The sequence below is a fragment of the Streptomyces sp. ISL-100 genome (assembly GCF_018614615.1).
Classification (GTDB): Bacteria; Actinomycetota; Actinomycetes; order Streptomycetales; family Streptomycetaceae; genus Streptomyces.
Map to the genome: position 1 here is coordinate 1 of NZ_JAGGOK010000004.1, position 17,003 is coordinate 17,003.

Consider the following 17,003-nt stretch of genomic DNA (forward strand, 5'->3'; position numbering starts at 1 on the left):
CCCCCCCCCCGCAGCGGCGTACACCCGGTGTCGGGGGCGGCGGGGTCAGCGGGTGCGACGCGGCCGCAGGCTCAGGACGGCACCGGTTGTCAGGGACTGCCAGGTGGCGCGGTCGGCGGGGAGCTGACGCGGGTGGGCGGGACCGGCGATGTCGTAGTGCAGGCGCCTCAGTTGGGCAACCGTGTCCGGGGCCCGGCCGTCCTGAGACGGCATGAACAGCTTCATGAAACCGTTGATCCGGTCGGCCGGCACCGGCAGGGCTCTACCGCAGTGCGGCACGATCACTTCCAAGCCGGCGTGGCGCTCCAGCGTGTCGGCGAAGGGCAGGTCGGTGACCGCGCGGACGGTGTCGAGGTGGGTGTTGGTCTCCAGCACGACACCGTCGGCGTCGAGTTCGTCGAAGGCATATGCAGCATGCCGACCAGGACTCCGGCGAGCAGCGCCTTGAGACAGGCCATCGCGCTCAGCTCCGGGTGCGCCACTGGTGTTCGGACAGGAAGCGCACGTCGTACTGCTGAGGAACAGTGGCGAACTTGTGCGGCTCGGGTACGACCGGCTGCTGCGGCAGGCCTATCGCGTCGGTCGGCACGCCGAGGTTCTCGAAGAAGCGCTCGAAGGTGCCACCCGGGCCGGCCGCGACGCCGACAATCTGGCTGTGGTGCCGCTCGATGCGGTACGCGTGGGGGCAGTTCTTCGGTACGAAGCCGAAGTCGCCGGTGCCCAGGAGCTTCTCGTACTGCTCCCCCTCCAGATCCTCGACGAACACCCGGACCGCTCCGGCGGTGACGTAGAAGACCTCGTAGGTGTCGGGGTGCAGATGGGCCGGGATGAGGTCGCCCTTGGGCCCTTCGCAGGTGAAGAAGTTGAAGGCGTTCTCCGTCTGCTCGCCCCCGGCGTAGATGGTGATCAGGTCGCCGAACAGGTGCGCGCGGTCACCCATGCCCTTCTCGATGAAGTACGGCGTGCCCGGCTCGGCGGGGATCTGCGAGGCCCGGCGGTACTGGGTCGTGTACTCGAAAGTCATCGTTCCTCCTGATACGGTCGGCGAAAAGCGGCCCGATGTCAGGCTACCTGACATGAGGCCTTGAGCAAGCCCTGACCGGGCCCGGCACGCGACTGGCGCAACACCCCGGAAGGGTGACGCCAGGCTTTCGCACGCTCCTCAACTCCCATGGCGCAGCAGCCGCTTTGCCTTCGCCGATTTCTGGAACATGCGGTCACGATCTGCCCCCGAGTCGCCCGTTACCGGGCCGAATCAGGGCCGTTCTTAGACACCAGTACCCTCACGCCCCCTTTCGGAGCAACCGGGGCAACGACGTCGCTGACGTTCTCGGAGTTCGCCAGGGACCTTGGTGGGAAGCAAGCGTCTGTCCAGCGCCATTGACACTTGTCTCGGCCGTCGGATCCCGTTGGCGCGGCGACAGGCGCCTGCGGCACGGAAGTTCCAGTACCGCACAGCGCGTACCGCAGGAGCGCCGGTCGGGTGCGGCCCTCCAGTTGAGGGTCGCCGACGACGGGTCATCGGTCCGGGCCGCTTCCCGGGCGGGCCGCGTGTCGGCCGGGTGGGCGGCTCAGCAGGTGGCGGGGGTCTGCGGCTCGCGTGATGGCCGTTTCGACGGCTGCGACCCGGTCGGCGAGCAGGCCGAGCGCGGCCACCGCCCGGCCGAGGGAGTCGTCCCCCGAGCCGCCGAGTGCCTGGGCGCGGACGTACGCCGACGTGATGTCGGTCCAGCGAGCCGCCTGTTGCTCGGTGAGCGTGCCGCGCAGGGCCGCCAGCTTGAGCAGGTTGGTCTCGGCTCCGGTGGTGAGGGTTTGGGCCACGCCGGTGTAGTGGTCGTCGATCACGGCGGCCAGCTCGTCGTCGTTCATGACAGGCGAGATGCGGGCCGCGATCTTGTTCATGTTGCGGTACGAGCCCTGGAGTTGGAAGGACGGTTCGGTGCGGGTGGCTTCGGACTGGGCGGCGGAGGCGATGTACGTCTCGTTGACGGCCAGGACCGTCTCGCGCGCGGTGAGCAGGTGGCGCAGTACCGCGAGGACGCGGTCAAGTTCGGCCGGCGGGTACGGGTGGGTGAGCCGGTCGCGGCGGGCAGCCGGGTCCCCGGCGGCGAGACGTACCAGCAGATCCAGGTCGCCGCGCTCACGCCCGGCGAGGGGAGCGAGGGCCGGGTGGGAGGTGAGGGCGTTCTCCACGAAGCTGAGCGCGAAGACGTCCTCCTTGCCGGTGAGGACGTCGCCGAGGTTCCACACGTCGGCGCGGTTGGCGAGCATGTCGGGGACCCGGAAGCGCTGACCGGACTCGGTGTAGGGGTTGCCCGCCATGCAGACCGCGAAGCGCTTGCCCCGCAGGTCGTGGCCGTTCAGCGTGCGGGTCGCGTCGCACAGCGGGATGAACTTCTGCAGCAGCTCCGGTGAGGTGTGCTGGATGTCGTCGAGGTACAGCAGGACGTTGTTGCCCGCCGCCAGCGCGAAGTTGACCTTCTCTATCTCCTTGCGGGCGGTGGCGTTCGGTGCCTCCGCCGGGTCGAGAGACGTGACCCCGTGGCCGAGGGCCGGTCCGTCGACCTTCACCAGGAGCAGCCCGAGGCGGTCGGCGACGTACTCCATGAGCGTCGTCTTGCCGTAGCCGGGCGGCGAGACGAGCAGCAGCAGTCCGCTGCTGTCGGTCCGCTTGCCGTCGCCGGCGGCTCCGAGCTGCTTGGCGAGGTTGTCGCCGATGAGAGGCAGGTACACCTCGTCGACGAGGCGGTTGCGTACGAAGGAGGACATGACGCGCGGCCGGTACTCGTCCAGGTGCAGCCGGGCCCGCTCGGCGGCGACGAGGGCGGTTCTGCGCTGCTGGTACGCGCGGAAGCCGGGCACCGAGCGCCGGGCGAAGTCGCTCGTCCTGGCCAGGAATTCATCGAGGCGCAGGGAAAGGGCGCGGCGGCGGTCGATCCTCGGGTGCGCGCCCAGCAGGCCCGCCACCGTGGCGGTCAGGGCCCCTTCCACGTCGTGGCGCGCGAGGTCCGGGCAGACCTCGATGGCCACGGCTTCGGCGAGGTCGCCGGCACTGACGTCCTCCCCGCAGGAGGCGGCGTACGAGACGAGCCAGCCCTCCACCAGTCGCTGCGCGGCGCCCGTGTCCCCTTCGGCGAGCCGGTCGCGCACGTCCTCGGCGTACGGAGACGAGCCCACCGCCCGGCGGAACTTGTCCAGCAACGTGCGGGCCTGCGGGCTGGTCGCGAAGGACTCGCCGGTCGCCAGCTCCTCGACGAGGTACTCGGCGGCGAGGGCGGAGAGTGCTCCCGCTTCGGCGAGGTCGGTGCGCAGCGCGTCAAGCGCCGGGGCCGTACCGAAGGTTTCCCGCGCCCGCACCAGGGATGCCGCCTCGCGCGTCCATGCCTTGCGCGCCTGCGGCGTCGTCCCGTGGGCCCAGAACAGCTGGGCGGCGGCGCGGTCGGCCGCGGGGTAGCACAGGAGCCCGGCCTGCTCGTGGAGACGCAGCAGTACGGAGAGGATGGCCGCCGCGTCGTGGTCGTGGACGCCGCGCTCGTACCCCTCGTCGTACGACGCCTCGGCGGCCGCCCGGACCAGCCCCGGCAGCTCGGCTGCGGCCAGGTTTTCGGCGCCGCGCTCGGCCAGCAGTCGCGCCGCCAGGTACTCCGCCCGGTAGACGTCCGCGTCCTCGGACGGCAGGAGCTGGTCCCAGTAGGCGCGCGTGTCCGCGAACTGCGGGTCGGTGACCGGGCGCCGGTAGTCCGTACCGGTCAGCGCGAAGGCCAGCCTTCCGTCCGCGTGCGGAACGAGCGTGAGCTCAGGAGGCTGGGTGTTGACGGCGAACCGGTGCGCGCCCAGTTGGATGGTGTCGCCGCCGTCCGCGTACAGCTCGGTACGGTCGCGCAGTGCCCGGCCGGCCTCCTGGCGGGTGGCCTTCAGCCGCCCCTCCAGCTCCTCCGCCCGCACCTGGTCCCCGAGCTCGCGCAGCTCGTCGGCGGTCCGGCGGACCTTGGCAGCCATGGGGTCCGAGGCGAAGTACGTATTGACCGCGTCGAGGCTGCCCAGGGTCGCCGCCCGGCGGGCGATCGTCTCCAAGACGCGGCCGGCCGACGCGGCGAGGCGCTCCCCGCGGCGGGCGCGGGCGTCCTGGAGCGTCTGCTTGCGGCCCGAGAAGGCGTCGTGGACCTCGGCGCGCTTGTCGGCGATCTCGGCGAGGAATCCGTCGTGGTCGGCGAAGCGCGACTCCAGGGTGTCCAACTGGAGCAGCAGACGGGCGAGCTGCGCGTCGCAGGTCTCCGGGGTGTCCGCCGCTGCCAGCGCGCCGGTGACCGACTGGGCGAGCAGGGCGAACTCGGCCGTGAACGCCGCCTGCCCCTCGTGGTCGAGGAGTTCGCGGCGCCGGGCGGTGAGGGTGGCACGGGCGCGGTTCAGGCCGCCCAGTACCTCGGCGATCCGCTCCAGGATGGTGGTGCGCACGGTCGCGTCCCCGATGTCCAGCCCGGCGACCACCTCGGTGAGGGTCTGGAGACCGTAGACCTGCTCGTTCAGCCGCTCGGTGACCGGAGCAGCCCCGGCAGCCGTGGTGATGGTCTGCGCGTCGGCGCAGAGCCGCTCCACTTCCGCTTGGTGGTGGGCGAAGGCGTCGTCGCGGTGGAGGAAGGCGACCGCCCGGTGCGCGGTGGAAACGATGTGGGCCTCGGCGTCCCCGGCAAGCGCCTCGATGGCTTCCGCGTCCGCGTACCGCATCTCCTTCAGAGTCACCAGGCGGCCCTGGGCCCGGCGCAGTTCGGTGATGCGCTCGACCCACTCCTCGGCGGTGGCGGGAGCCTCACCGCGGACGCGACGGATCACTCGCTGAAGGTGCTCCGCCGACTCGGCGAGTGTGTCGGTGGCCTGCCGGGTCAGGGACTGTACGGTCTCGAACTCCTCCAGCACCTGCTCGGCAGTGGCCCGCACCTCGTCCAGCGGAGTACGCAGGTCCCCGGCGTCGGCGTCGCCCAGCCAGTGGAACCGGTCGGCGGCCCGCGTGCAGGCGGTGACCAGCGCCTCGTACAGCTCGCTGGTGGCGGTGGTCTCGGCGGCCTGCCGAGCGATGGCGAGGCAGTCGGAGATGCCGTGTACGAGGTCGGCGTTGCCGATGCGCGCGAGAGGGCCCTCGACCACCGGAGCGGGGTAGGTGTCGCAGACGTACGGTGTCCGCCACACCTGGACCGGGTGCACGCGCGCCGGCTCGCCGGAATCGGCGCGCAGCACGGTGAGACCGCCGTCGTCGAAGAGGGCGTAGCCGTGACAGGACAGTGGGGCTGCGACCTCCTTGCGGATGAGGTTGTAGGAGAGCAGGAGGGTACGGCCCTCAGCCCGCGCGTGGAAGCTGAACAGCACGTCCTCGCCGTTGGGTGAGCGCACGGCGTGCTCGAACTCCAGGCCGGAGGTGTCCGCCGTGTCGAAGGTCTTCACCGCCCCCGACGCGAGGCAGTAGCCGCCGGGGAAGACGATGCCCTGGTCTTCGGGCAGCCGGCGGCAGGACTGCCCGATGCCGTTCAGCCGGACCACGGACTTGGTGATCGTGTTGAAAACCAGGTGCCGCCAGGTCTCTTCCTTGTAGGGCCGGACGCGCAGCAGGATCAGCGCGCCGACGACCGCGTACGCCACCTCGGCGTCGGCGAGGGACTGCAGGGGTTCGTCGACGGGCTCGCTGTGGATGCCCTCGCCGGTCTCCGTGTCGTCCTCGGTCTTCAGGGTGAGGGTGCCGCCGACTGTCGCGAGGAAGAGGGCGCTGTCGGCGATGGCGATGTGCGGGTGACGCCCCGGGACGTGATCGTCCCGGCTCGTCTCGACCCAGGGGAAGTCGTGGGACGCGGGGAAGACGTGGTCGCGCTCCCCACGGGCGTCCAGGAACCGCACCTCGCCCGACGGCGAGAGGGACCAGCGCAGGACGCGGATGTCGTCGGCCTGCTCGCCGGTCCGGAACACGGCCAGCAGTTTGCCGTCGACGTGGCGGAGCTGCAGGAGGCGCGCTCCCTGGAAGTAGCGGTACAGGGCTTCGAATTCCCGTACGAAGGCGGGGTCGTCGAGCAGGCCGGGCACCGCCTCGTCCGGGAGACGGTTCAGGTCGCGGTCGTAGAGGGCGAAGACGTCGGCGGCCGGGGCCTCGTAGCCGACGAGCATGGCGTCGCCGATGGCGACGATGTCGCGGGGCACGACGTTTCGCTCCGTACGGATGCGCTCGGTACCGAGGAGAGCCAGCTCGGTGGAGCCGAACGCCGCGATTCGGGCGGTGTTGAGTGCGGCGGCGCGCCGGGCCAGCTCGCCGGCCTGAGCGCCGAGGCGGTCACGCAGTACCTCGTACGTACCGGCGTCCAGGCCGCTTCCCGTCCCGGTCCCAGTCACTGTCCAGCTCCCTCGTGTCGGTGGATGAATTCCGGAGCTGCCGGCCCCCGCGCGGCAGCTCCGGAAGCTGTCGGACCGGGCGGTCAGCCCTTGACCGTGCCGTTCAGTCCCACGGTGTCCTTCGGTCCGGCGAGTCCGGCGAGTTCGGCCAGCAGCATGTCGGCCAGGCCCAGCTGCCGCGCCTTGCCGATGAGTTCGTCCAGCTGCCCCGAACCGGCCGGCATGAGCTTCATCAGCAGGGCGGAGACGGTCAGGTTCTGCACGTCGGCGGTGGAGACAGAGCCCAGCACCTTCGTCAGGTCCTCGGTGAATGACTCGGAGCCGTCCAGCCAGGGCCCGGCGAGCGTCTGAGCGGTCTGCGAGTGCTGGAAGAAGCCGTCGACACTCTTGCCGAGCGACATCGCGCCGACGATCCGGTCGAAGAAGGCGGACTCGCCTCCGACGATGTTGATGTCGGCGCTCTCCAGGCCGGTGGCGAGCACCGTGGCCTGCGCCTCGGCGACCTGGCGCTGTACGTCGATTTCGGCGAGCCGGATGTCCTTCTCCGCCTCCAGGCGCAGCCGGAACTCCTCGTGCGTGCGCGACGCCTCGTCCAGCGCGGCCATCGCGGCGGCCTTCTCGGTGAGACCGGCCGCCTCGGCCTTGAGCTTCTCGCCGATTGCGGTCGCCTCGGCCATGGCCTTCTCGCGGGTGCCGATCGCCTCGGCGCGCAGCCGGGCCTCCGTCGCCCCGGCCTCGGCGCGCCCCGCCTTCTCGATGGCGTCCGCTTCCTTCTCCCGTACCTGGACGGCCGCCAGGCCCTCGGCCGCGGCTTCGGCCTGGATGCCCTCGGCCAGAAGCACCTTGGAGCGGGCGTCCATGTCGGCGGCCTTGTTGCGGGCCTCGGCCAGCGTCAGCTCCTCCGCTGCCCGGTGGACCGCGGCCTGCTCGGCGGCCTCGGCGGCCCTTGATGTCCTTGACCAGCAGTTCCTGGGCCTCCGCCTCGGCCGCGATCACCACCGTCTGCCGCTTGCGCTCGGCCTCCTCGATCGCGCGGAGCTTCTTGATCGACTCCTCCTGCTCCGCGACCGTACGGTCCACGGCGACCCGCTCGCGAATGACCTCGGCGATCTCGCGGCGCTCGGCCTCAACCTCCTTCTCGGCGGAGATCCGGCTCAGTTCCGTCTCCCGGTCCCGCGCGATCACTTCGAGGAGACGGTCCTTCTCGATGCGCTCGTTCTCGATGGCGATGACCCGCTCACGGTTCTTCTGCGCGACGGCGACCTCACGGGCCTGGTTCTCGCGCTGGATACCGAGCTGCTCCTCGGTCTTCAGGAAGGCGCTCTGTGCTCGCAGCCGCTCTTCCTCGACGACACGGGCGGTCTCTGCCTCCTCCTTGGCCCGTACGGTCTCGATCTCCCGCCTCTGCTTGGTCTCCGCGTCGGTCTGGCGGCGCTCCAGCTCCAGGATCGCCTCGCGGGCGTCGACGTTCTGCCGGGTGATCTCCTTCTCCTCCGTACGCTGGAACTCGTTGGTCCGTACATGCTCGACGGCCGTCAGTTCCGTGATCTTCCGGATGCCCTGGGCGTCGAGGATGTTGGAGGCGTCCAGCTGCGCGAGCGGGGTCTGCTCCAGATAGTCGATCGCCGCGTCCTCCAGGCTGTAGCCGTTGAGGTCGGTGCCGATGACCTGGATGATCCGGTCCCGGAACTCGTCGCGCTTGGTGTAGAGGTCGGTGAAGTCGAGTTGTTTGCCGACCGTCTTGAGCGCCTCGGAGAACTTGGCGTTGAACAGCTCCTGCAGCGTGGCCTGGTCACTGGCGCGGGCCGTGCCGATGGCCTGGGCGACCTTGATGACGTCCTCGACGGTCTTGTTGACCCGTACGAAGAACGAGATGCGGATGTCGGCCCGGATGTTGTCCTGACAGATCAGACCGTCCCGGCCCGTCCTGCTGATGTCGATGGTCTTCACCGAGATGTCCATGACCTCGGCCTTGTGCAGGACCGGGAGGACGGCCTGCCCGGTGAAGGTGACGTCGACCTTCCGCATCTTCGACACGATCAGCGCCTTGCCCTGCTCCACCTTGCGGAACAGCCGGCTGATCACGAACAGCATGGCGATGGCGATGAGCAGGACAACGGCCGCGAGCACGCCGATGCCCCAGGTGATGGCATCCATGAGGAATCCCCGAATCGGAGGTGGGAGAAGAAGTGGGGGCGGCGGTCAGCCGCGGGGGTCGAGCGCCGCGTCGAAGGGCGCGACCCAGAAGAACTCGCCGACGTCGTCGTACGCGTACAGCAGCCCTGTGCTGCCGAGCGCCAGTGGGCCCTGGTCGTTCTGGCGGACCTGCACGACCGCGGTGGAGCCGTCCCGGGCGGCGACCTCCGCCTGGCCGAAGTCCGCGTCCACCCGCCCCGTGCGAATGGTGCAGGTCTGGCCGACGAAGTCCTGCCGAGACGGCCCGGGTTCGTCGGGGAAGAGTTTGGCCAGCGGGCGTACGAGCGCTCGTGTCAGCTGCCAGGAGCCGATCAGGGAGGCGAACAGCAGCACGGCCCCGAGCAGGTGGAGCACACCATCGGACCAGCCCGTACGGGCGAGAAGGAGAGACCCGGTGACGCTGAAGAACCAGGACAGGGCGATCAGCAGCGAAGCCGACACCGAGACGGGGACTCCACCGAGGCTGAGCGCGTCGGTGTCCACGTCCCCGTCGAAGCTGTCGGGGTCGGCGGCGCCGAGCAGCACCAGCAGCCAGAAGCCGACAACGACCAGTAGGGATGCGGAGAACAGCACCGCGGGGAAGGTCGCCGTGGCATGCAGAAACCCGTCCATTGCTCTTCCCCCTCGCTTCTGTACTGCGGAGTGCTGCTTTCCGGCCTCCGGCACCGATGTCGTGCGCCTGGCCCGGCAGGCTCATGCTGGCAGGTCGGCTTGCGCGTCCGCATTGCCGTCCACCGGCAATCTTTACGGCCTCTTGATGCCGGTGGCCGCCCCTCGGTACGCGCGTGTCACCCTTGGCGTACACGCGTGAGGAAGGCGTCATCGGCGCGTCAAGAACGGGGAGGGGACATGGCGGAGCCGGACGGAGCCGAGAAATATCTGGAGGGGTACGCCCACATCCTGACCAGTGCCTGCGCCACCGGCAGGCGGCTGAACCGGGACGAGCTGGCGGCACTGCGGGCGCAGGGGGAGCGGGCCGCCGAGGCCGGCCTCGGGCTGCGCCTGCTGGTGCGCGCCCATCTGTCCGCCGCTCAGGACGTACGGGCGAGCTTGCGGGGCGCGAGCGCCGATCACCTCCTCGCGGCAGTGGAGCAGGCCGTGGACGCCTTCGCCGAAGGACACGAGCGGGCGCAGCGGCTCGCGATCCGCCAGCAGGAGGCCGCCCGGCGGGAGTTCATCGACGACCTGCTCCACGGGCGCAGCGATGCCGGCCGCCTCGCCGAACGGGCCGAGCGCTTCGGGCTGTTGCTGTCCCACGCCCACGCGGTCGCCGTGGCCCAGGGCACCGAGCCGTACGAAGACGGTTACTCGGTCACCCGCGGCATCGAGGCGTCCCTCGCGGCCCGCTTCGGGAACCGCCGAATCCTGCTGACCACGAAAAACGGCCGGCTCATCTGCATCGCGCCGGGCGACGAGGCCGAGGTCCTCGCCTTCTTCGCCAAGCAGGCGTACGCCGCGACCGACGGCGGCCGCGTGGCCATCGGCCGCCCCCACCCGGGCGTCGGCGGAGTCGTCCACTCCTACGAGGAGGCGCTCAACGCCCTCGATCTGGCCGCGCGCATGCATCTGAAGGACCCGGTGCTGCACGCCGCGGACCTCTTGGTCTACCCGGTCCTCACCCGAGACCGGCAGGCGATGGCCGACCTCGTACGCAGCGTGCTGGGCCCGCTCCAGCAAGCCCGCGGCGGAGCGCAGCCGCTGATCGACACCCTCAACGCGTACTTCCACACCGGGTGTGTGGCCGCCGAGGCGGCCCGCCAACTCTCCCTGAGCGCCAGGGCCATGACGTACCGGCTGGAGCGGATCCACCAGCTGACGGGCGCCGATCCCGGAGACCCCGTTGATCGCTACACCCTGCAGACGGCGGTGGTCGGCGCCCGTCTGCTGGACTGGCCGGACGAGACGCTCTGACCGTTCAGGCCGTACCAGCGGACCGGCGACCGAGGAGGGCCGGGGGGCACCTCGCCGGGTCGCTGTCAGGGCCCATGCCTCTGCCGACACTCCATGTGTAGGTCTCTGGTGGCCTTTGCGGGTACCCCTGCAGCCCTGCACAGTCCGGCTCGCTCTCGCGCATGGCGAGGATGTAGCCGAAGGCGCCTCCGCCGAGGAGCGAAGCCCTACCGCTCCCCAGACGGCCGTCCGCTTTCGGACTCCACAAGCCGGCTGTCGCACTGCTTGGTTTATCTGGCTCGCTCGTGGCCGACTCCGGTGGTTGACGGTCGTTGGCTTTCGCCGAACTCCTTGAACGCCCCAGGTCCCGGGCTGGGCGCGGATATCGACCCTATGCGTGGATCACACGGCCCCGCCACCGGCACGGTTATCGCCTCAGCACAATCAAACAGAGCCCACCAAGTCCCGTGTACTGACGTGTAGTTGCCTCGCCAGGCAGCCTGCTGCCAAAAAAGTGATCATCTTGGACCAGAGCGTAATCTCCTGGGTGAGTGCTTGAGGAAGGGCATGGCATGCGCAGGAGAATCTGGGAGGTATCACACCGATGTCGTATTACTTGGCGCTCTTCTTCACGATAGGGGCGGCATTTGTGACCTGGAAGGCTGTCCAGCTCTGGAGAGACGCGGACCTGGTTGACGAACTCATGGCCACCCTCGCCTTCCTGCCGTTCGGGAAGGACGTCCGCAGGGGGAAGTGCGGTCCGTCGGCCTCACCGCGGTCTCGCTATGGGCGATCTCGGCCATACTCGCGCTGCCGCTGCTGGACCCGAACTTGACCGGAGCTGGCATGCACGTACTGGTGGGTGCGGTGGGCACCATCCTGGCCGCCCTCCTCTGCGAGGCCAGTGTCGTCCTGTTCAACTTCCCGAAAATCGTTGTGCCTCCCCACATGCGTGCGGACCGGGGGGTGCTGGCGGCGCTCCGCGAGCGCCCGGAGCGCCGGACGTGCTGACCTTGAGTATGTAGTCCTCTCCACCTTTGATGAGCCTCTCCGGGAAGTCAGGCCATGGCTCGGCCGGCAGCGGCGACCAGTTCGTCGGTCGCTGCGATGGCGGCGTCGCGGCGGGAGGCCAGGGCGGGGTGGTTGCCGGCGTTGCGCAGGTTGAACGCGGCGAGGGCAGCCTGGCGAGCCGGCTCAGCAAGGGACTGTTCAAGGACAGAGACCGCGACCAGGGGGCCGGTTACGGCCGAGCGCGTGGCGCGGGAGGCCGTGCGGGCTGCCTCGACGGCTTCCTCGCTCGCGCCGTCCAGGCGCAGGACTTCGCGATGCCACATGGCCCGCCGATGGTCGCCCAGGGCGGCCACCAATTCGCCCAGCGCCCTGCGCAGCGATTCCGCCCTCTGGTCGGCTCGGGCAGCACTCTGAGCCATCCGCGCGCTCTTAATTTGAAGCAGCCCGGTGAGCGCGCCTCCAAGCAGTGTGCCGACCACGGCAATGATGCTGGGCCACATCGCAAGTCCTCCTTGAACAGCCGTAATGAGGCGGACTGGAGCCAGCCTCGCCCCTTCAACGCCGCGCTCCTGTGCAGTGTCGGAAGTCGAATGCTGAAACGGGCAGGCTTCGGCAGGACGCCTGCGGGCGTACTACCTGGCAGGCGTAGCCCCAGTCAGCTCCTGGTGTACTTGATTGGGACGTCCTACTGCGCCGTCCGGTTGCCGATCGGAACCCTTCGCCCCGTCCGCTGGGACGGCACGGGCATGACTATGGAGCAGGCCGTTTGGCTTCGGCGGCAACACGGATAGGTGACCCGGTGAGAGGCGCACGGCGGATTCTGTCCATGCAACCCTCCGCCTGGCGCGCGAACGCGTTGTCAACGAAGAGGCCTTGCGGGCGTGCCACTCGACGCTACCGCTGCTCGACTTCGAAGGGGCCCAGCGGCATGGTTCACCTGCCGCAGCTCGTGAAAGTTCCGTCACCGCAGCGGGAGACACTGCGCGTGCGTGACGTGGCGACCCGGCCGGCGCAATGCACCGCATGTGGTCCGGACGACCTCTTTGAAGACGTACTGCAAAAGCTCAGCCCCAGCAACGGAATGCGGATCCTCATCGTGGACGGCCGGCGCCTGGTGGGCATCATCACCGCACGCGACACCTCCCGACTCGTCCAACGTCACGCCCTGCGCAGTAACGGAACAGGATGAGCACGCTCGGCCCGTTGCAAGCGATAGAGGCCGCATGTGGTCCGGCCCGGATGAATGCCCAGATGAATCATGGTGACGTGACGTCAGTCCTCGCAGATGGGTATGTACGTGGTGGCGCCGCACCAGCGGCCTCCAGCCCGGTGGTATGCCACAGGGCAGAAGGGACATCGCATGAAGTGGCTGGTCACGCTGGCGGGAGTCGGCCTGGTGCTGATCATCCTGCGGGATGTGTTTCACACCTTGTGGCACCCCACGCGACATGGAGGCTTGAGCAGACGCGTCATGACGGCTTCGTGGAGGCTGTCCTCCCGATTCGGCCGCCGACGAGCAGCCGGGCTGGCCGGGCCCCTCGCCATGGTCACGGTGGTCGCTCTGTGGGCGTTCACGATCACCCTCGGCTGGGCGCTTATCTATTGGCCGCACCTGCCTGATGCCTTCTCCTTCGCGAGCGGTCTCACGCCGGACGAGCACTCCGGCTTTGTGGACGCGCTCTACATTTCCATGGTCACCGTGACCACCCTCGGCCTCGGTGACATCGCGCCGGCCACCGGATGGCTTCGTGTCCTCGGGCCCATGGAAGCCCTCGTCGGCTTCGCCCTCTTGACCGCGACAGTGTCGTGGGTTCTCGGCATCTACCCCGCCCTGGCTCGCCGCCGGGCACTCGCACTGCGGCTCTCTCACTTGCAGCGCACCAGGCCGACGGCACGGCAGCTCGATTCCTCTGCCGGAGCAGCCGTCCTTGAACACCTGGCCGCCGGCGTGGCGAACGTCTGCGTGGACTTCCTCCAGTACGCGGAGTCCTATTACTTCCACGACGGGGACGACCACACCTCACTGGCGCACAACATCCACTACGCCGTGGAACTCGCCGATCTGACATCCGAGTCGCAACATGCCGATGTCCAGTTGTGCTCAGCCGTACTGAGGACAGCGTTGGAGGACCTCGCGCTCATTCTCGATCGGCGTTTCCTGCACACACGAGCAACGGCTGCGCTGACGTTCGCGGCGTTCGCAAGGGACCATGGCGCGGGGCCAGATTCTGTCCAGGGCCATTGACCCCTTGTCCAGGCGTCGGATCCGGTCGGCGCGGGGCAGGCGACTGCGGAACTGAAGTCCCGCTCCTCCTGGCCCGGCGGGGTACTCAGCGCTGTGCGTTCCTCCCATACCTGGTATGGGGCTGCGGGTGCCTGCCGAGCAGTTCGGCCAGTCCCCGACGGGTGGCGGCCAGGACGACGCGGTCCTGGGGCTGGAGGACGTATCCCGGGTGGAGGTCCCAGACGAGGCCTGTGGGGTGCTGTTCGCCGTCGGCCGGGTGCGGGGTGGCCAGATCGGGGCGCCGGTCGGCTGGGGCGATGGTGTCCAGGGCGAGGACGCGCCAGGCGCCGGGCCGGAAGGTTTCCGCGACGGTGCGGCCCTCCAGCTGCGGGTGGCCGGCGACCACGAGCGCGGCGAAGACGAGCACTTTGCGTTCGACCGGTATGGCGCCCAGGACCTGGCGGCCCATCATCGCTCCGGCGAAGGCGGGGGCGGCCAGGTGGGAGACGCTGCGGCTGCGGGTGAGCGCGTCCGGATGGGCGGCGCGCAGGGTGCGGTAGACGGCGGTGGCGAAGTCGTCGTCGTACAGCCGCAGTGCCACGCGCAGGTCCGCTTTGACCGTACGGGCGTAGAGGGCGGCCTCCAGGTTGGTGGTGTCGGAGGACGTGAGGGCGAGCAGGGCGTGCGCCCGGTGGGTTTTCGCCGCTTCCAGGACGCCCTCCTGCGTGACGTCGCCGATCACGGTCGGCACCCGCAGGCGGCGGGCCAGTGCCACGCCGCGTGCCTCTGGGTCCTCTTCCACGCACACGACGGGGATGTCGAGGTCGCGCAGCTGGGCCAGAACTCGGGTGCCGATCTTGCCGAGGCCGAGCAGGACGACGTGGCCGGACAGGCCGCGCGGTGGGCGGCGCAGGGTCGAGGCGCTGCGGAACGTTCCCAGCGCCTCCAGTCCCCCGGCGACGAGGAGGGGCAGGAGCGCGAGGCCCACGAGCCCGGACAGGAGCTGGAGCACTTGACCGGGCACTGCTACGGGGGTGGGCGGCGTCCCGGTCATAGCGGCGGAGACCCGCCCGAGGAGGGTGGAGGACCGCCCCCGCCCTGGCACGGACAGCCCTGGACCGAGCGCAGGCCCACCACCGGGATGGACCAGCATGACCCGCTCCCGGTAGACGTCGCGTAGCTCTGCGACGAGCCGGTGGGCCAGGGCGTCGTCACCGCAGACAATCATGTGTCCGGCTGGCGGGCTGTCGGAAGAGCGCTGAGGGGGAAGTGAAGGCACCTGCGTAGAGTGCCTCGCCGGACGCGCGGATCGCACGAGAATCCCCCGGCCTGCCCGTCGGCCGAGAAATAAGTGTCCGATGAACGGACTCCGGTCCCCGCATAACGGTCTGATGTCACTCCCTGGGACTTTCCAACATCACGCACGGTTATGTGACTTGAGTCACTAAAGATCGCGTAAAGGCGTGGTAGAACTGCGCAACTCCGCAGGTGGCACCACCCCTAGCCGCCGTACGGAGTGGCCGGCACGCACCGGCAGCACGACCAGGGTGATCACGGTCCGAGTCCGCGGACCGTACGCCCAGGGTCGCCGATCGGACGACGGCGTTCACTCAAATACCGCACATCAACCGGCAGCACTCCTCCCGTGCCCCGGCCCTGCGCCATCGAGGTAGCCACAGTGTCACTCGACTCCATCACCCAGACCGTCGACGAAGCCGTCAGCGGTTTCTTCGAGCCCATAGCCACCTGGCTCGAGGAAGTCGTCTTCTATTCCGTGCCCGTCGGTGGGACGGCCCTGCCCCTCATCGTTGCCTGGCTCGTCATCGCCGGTCTCGTCTTCACCGGCTGGTTCGGCTTCGTACAGGTCCGAAAATTCCGCCTCGCCATCGATGTGGTGCGCGGCAAGTACGACGAGAAGGGGTCGGCCGGCGAGGTCAACCACTTCCAGGCACTGACCGCCGCCGTCTCTGGCACCGTCGGCCTCGGCAACATCGCCGGTGTCGCGGTCGCCGTCTCCATCGGCGGCCCCGGTGCCACCTTCTGGATGATCCTGTGCGGCCTGCTCGCCATGGCCACCAAGTTCGTCGAGGTCACCCTCGGTGTGAAGTACCGCGAGGTGCACGCCGACGGCACGGTCTCCGGCGGCCCCATGCACTACCTGCCCAAGGGCCTGGTCGACCGCTTCGGCAAGAAGGGCAAGACCCTCGGCAAGGTCCTCGGGGTCCTCGCTTCCTTCATGATCCTTTTCTTCGGCCTCTTCGGCGGCAACCTCTTCCAGGTCAACCAGAGCTACGCGCAGCTGGTCTCCGTCACAGGTGGCGAAGACGGCCTGATGGGCTCCTCCGCCGGCGCCCTGTTCTTCGGCATCCTGATCGCCGCCCTCGTCGGCATCGTGCTCCTCGGCGGCATCCGCTCGATCGCCAACGTCACCAGCAAGCTCGTGCCCGCCATGGCCGGCATCTACATCGCGGCTTGCCTGGTCGTCATCCTGGTCCACGTCACCGCGGTCCCGGCCGCGATCAGCACGATCATCGAGGAAGCCTTCAACCCCGAGGGTGTCGCCGGTGGTGTGCTCGGCGCGCTGATCGTCGGTTTCAAGCGGGCCGCGTTCTCCAACGAGGCCGGTCTCGGCTCCGCCCCGATCGCCCACTCCGCGGTCAAGACCAAGCACCCCGCCAGCGAGGGCCTGGTCGCCCTGCTGGAGCCGTTCATCGACACCGTCGTCATCTGCACCATGACCGCGCTGACGATTGTGATCGCCAACCCGGCCAGCTGGGCCGAGGCCCGCGAGCCCGGTGCGTCCGTCGAAGGCGTCACCATCACCTCCGACGCCTTCGGTACGGTCATGCCCTGGTTCCCGTACATCCTCACCATCGCGGTGATGCTGTTCGCCATCTCCACCGTGCTGACCTGGGGTTACTACGGCCTCAAGGCCTGGACGCACCTCTTCGGCCGCAGCAAGGCCAGCGAGCTGACGTACAAGGTCGTCTACACGCTGTGCGCGATCGCCGGTTCGCTGCTTACGCTGCAGACCCTGATCGCCATGGCCGACGCGGTGCTGTTCATGCTCGCCGTCATCAACATCATCGGCCTGTACCTGCTCGCCCCGGTCGTCAAGCGCGAACTGAACTCCTTCCTGGAGTTCGTCCGCGCCCGCAACGCCGGTGAGACAGACGCAAACGACGCAGACGACGAAGACCAGGAGTCGGTGAAGACCACCGTCTGACCGCCTCGCGGCCCGGCTCCTGAGCGGGTCCGTACACACCTCGCGCCTTGGTGTGTACGGACCCGCTCGCTGTGCGTTTCGGCACGT

Annotated in this window: 10 protein-coding genes and 2 pseudogenes; 5 read left to right on the forward strand and 7 right to left on the reverse strand. The window is 69.2% G+C overall.

Features of this window, described 5'->3' with window-relative positions:
• Positions 1-45: 45 nt before the first annotated feature.
• From J7E89_RS02225 to J7E89_RS02245, 5 genes and pseudogenes are all read right to left on the reverse strand, one after another.
• Positions 46-375, reverse strand: coding sequence for a hypothetical protein (locus tag J7E89_RS02225; RefSeq protein ID WP_214967583.1), 330 nt, complete (start codon positions 373-375; stop codon positions 46-48).
• 88 nt (positions 376-463) lie between these two features.
• Positions 464-1,024: a quercetin 2,3-dioxygenase gene (locus J7E89_RS02230; RefSeq protein WP_214967585.1), complete on the reverse strand. Its 561-nt coding sequence runs from the start codon at positions 1,022-1,024 to the stop codon at positions 464-466.
• Between the two features lie 494 nt (positions 1,025-1,518).
• Complete coding sequence (locus tag J7E89_RS02235) at positions 1,519-6,369, reverse strand: DNA repair ATPase (RefSeq protein ID WP_214967587.1); 4,851 nt, start codon at positions 6,367-6,369, stop codon at positions 1,519-1,521.
• Positions 6,370-6,452: 83 nt separating this feature from the next.
• Positions 6,453-8,526 (reverse strand): annotated as a pseudogene (locus tag J7E89_RS02240) (SPFH domain-containing protein).
• A gap of 45 nt (positions 8,527-8,571) precedes the next feature.
• Entirely contained in the window at positions 8,572-9,177 is a 606-nt protein-coding gene (locus tag J7E89_RS02245) for a YqiJ family protein (protein WP_214967590.1), read from the reverse strand.
• 237 nt (positions 9,178-9,414) lie between these two features.
• Here J7E89_RS02245 and J7E89_RS02250 point away from each other — a divergent pair, with 237 nt between their 5' ends.
• On the forward strand, positions 9,415-10,476 hold the full coding sequence (locus J7E89_RS02250) for a CdaR family transcriptional regulator (protein ID WP_214967592.1): 1,062 nt from the start codon (positions 9,415-9,417) through the stop codon (positions 10,474-10,476).
• Positions 10,477-11,208: 732 nt separating this feature from the next.
• Positions 11,209-11,466: a hypothetical protein gene (locus J7E89_RS02255; protein WP_214967594.1), complete on the forward strand. Its 258-nt coding sequence runs from the start codon at positions 11,209-11,211 to the stop codon at positions 11,464-11,466.
• Positions 11,467-11,513: 47 nt separating this feature from the next.
• On the opposite strand, the gene J7E89_RS02260 is transcribed toward J7E89_RS02255, so the two are convergent.
• A complete protein-coding gene (locus J7E89_RS02260) occupies positions 11,514-11,966 on the reverse strand; it encodes a protein kilB (protein ID WP_214967596.1) in 453 nt (150 codons plus the stop codon).
• Between the two features lie 428 nt (positions 11,967-12,394).
• Between J7E89_RS02260 and J7E89_RS02265 the strand changes: the two genes are divergently transcribed.
• Positions 12,395-12,655: a CBS domain-containing protein gene (locus J7E89_RS02265; protein ID WP_214967599.1), complete on the forward strand. Its 261-nt coding sequence runs from the start codon at positions 12,395-12,397 to the stop codon at positions 12,653-12,655.
• Between the two features lie 171 nt (positions 12,656-12,826).
• Positions 12,827-13,711: a potassium channel family protein gene (locus J7E89_RS02270; protein ID WP_214967601.1), complete on the forward strand. Its 885-nt coding sequence runs from the start codon at positions 12,827-12,829 to the stop codon at positions 13,709-13,711.
• A gap of 85 nt (positions 13,712-13,796) precedes the next feature.
• Here J7E89_RS02270 and J7E89_RS02275 read toward each other — a convergent pair.
• Positions 13,797-14,705, reverse strand: a pseudogene (locus J7E89_RS02275) (TrkA family potassium uptake protein); the annotation flags it as partial.
• A gap of 663 nt (positions 14,706-15,368) precedes the next feature.
• Here J7E89_RS02275 and J7E89_RS02280 point away from each other — a divergent pair.
• Positions 15,369-16,916 (forward strand): sodium:alanine symporter family protein, encoded by a 1,548-nt coding sequence (locus J7E89_RS02280; protein ID WP_214967605.1) that lies wholly within the window; start codon positions 15,369-15,371, stop codon positions 16,914-16,916.
• Positions 16,917-17,003: the final 87 nt, after the last annotated feature.

Bases quoted from the DNA above. Each gene is read 5' to 3' on its own strand.
- J7E89_RS02230 (WP_214967585.1), bottom strand. From the start codon at position 1,024: ATGACTTTCGAGTACACGACCCAGTACCGCCGGGCCTCGCAGATCCCC.
- J7E89_RS02245 (WP_214967590.1), bottom strand. From the start codon at position 9,177: ATGGACGGGTTTCTGCATGCCACGGCGACCTTCCCCGCGGTGCTGTTC.
- J7E89_RS02250 (WP_214967592.1), top strand. From the start codon at position 9,415: ATGGCGGAGCCGGACGGAGCCGAGAAATATCTGGAGGGGTACGCCCAC.
- J7E89_RS02260 (WP_214967596.1), bottom strand. From the start codon at position 11,966: ATGTGGCCCAGCATCATTGCCGTGGTCGGCACACTGCTTGGAGGCGCG.
- J7E89_RS02265 (WP_214967599.1), top strand. From the start codon at position 12,395: ATGGTTCACCTGCCGCAGCTCGTGAAAGTTCCGTCACCGCAGCGGGAG.
- J7E89_RS02270 (WP_214967601.1), top strand. From the start codon at position 12,827: ATGAAGTGGCTGGTCACGCTGGCGGGAGTCGGCCTGGTGCTGATCATC.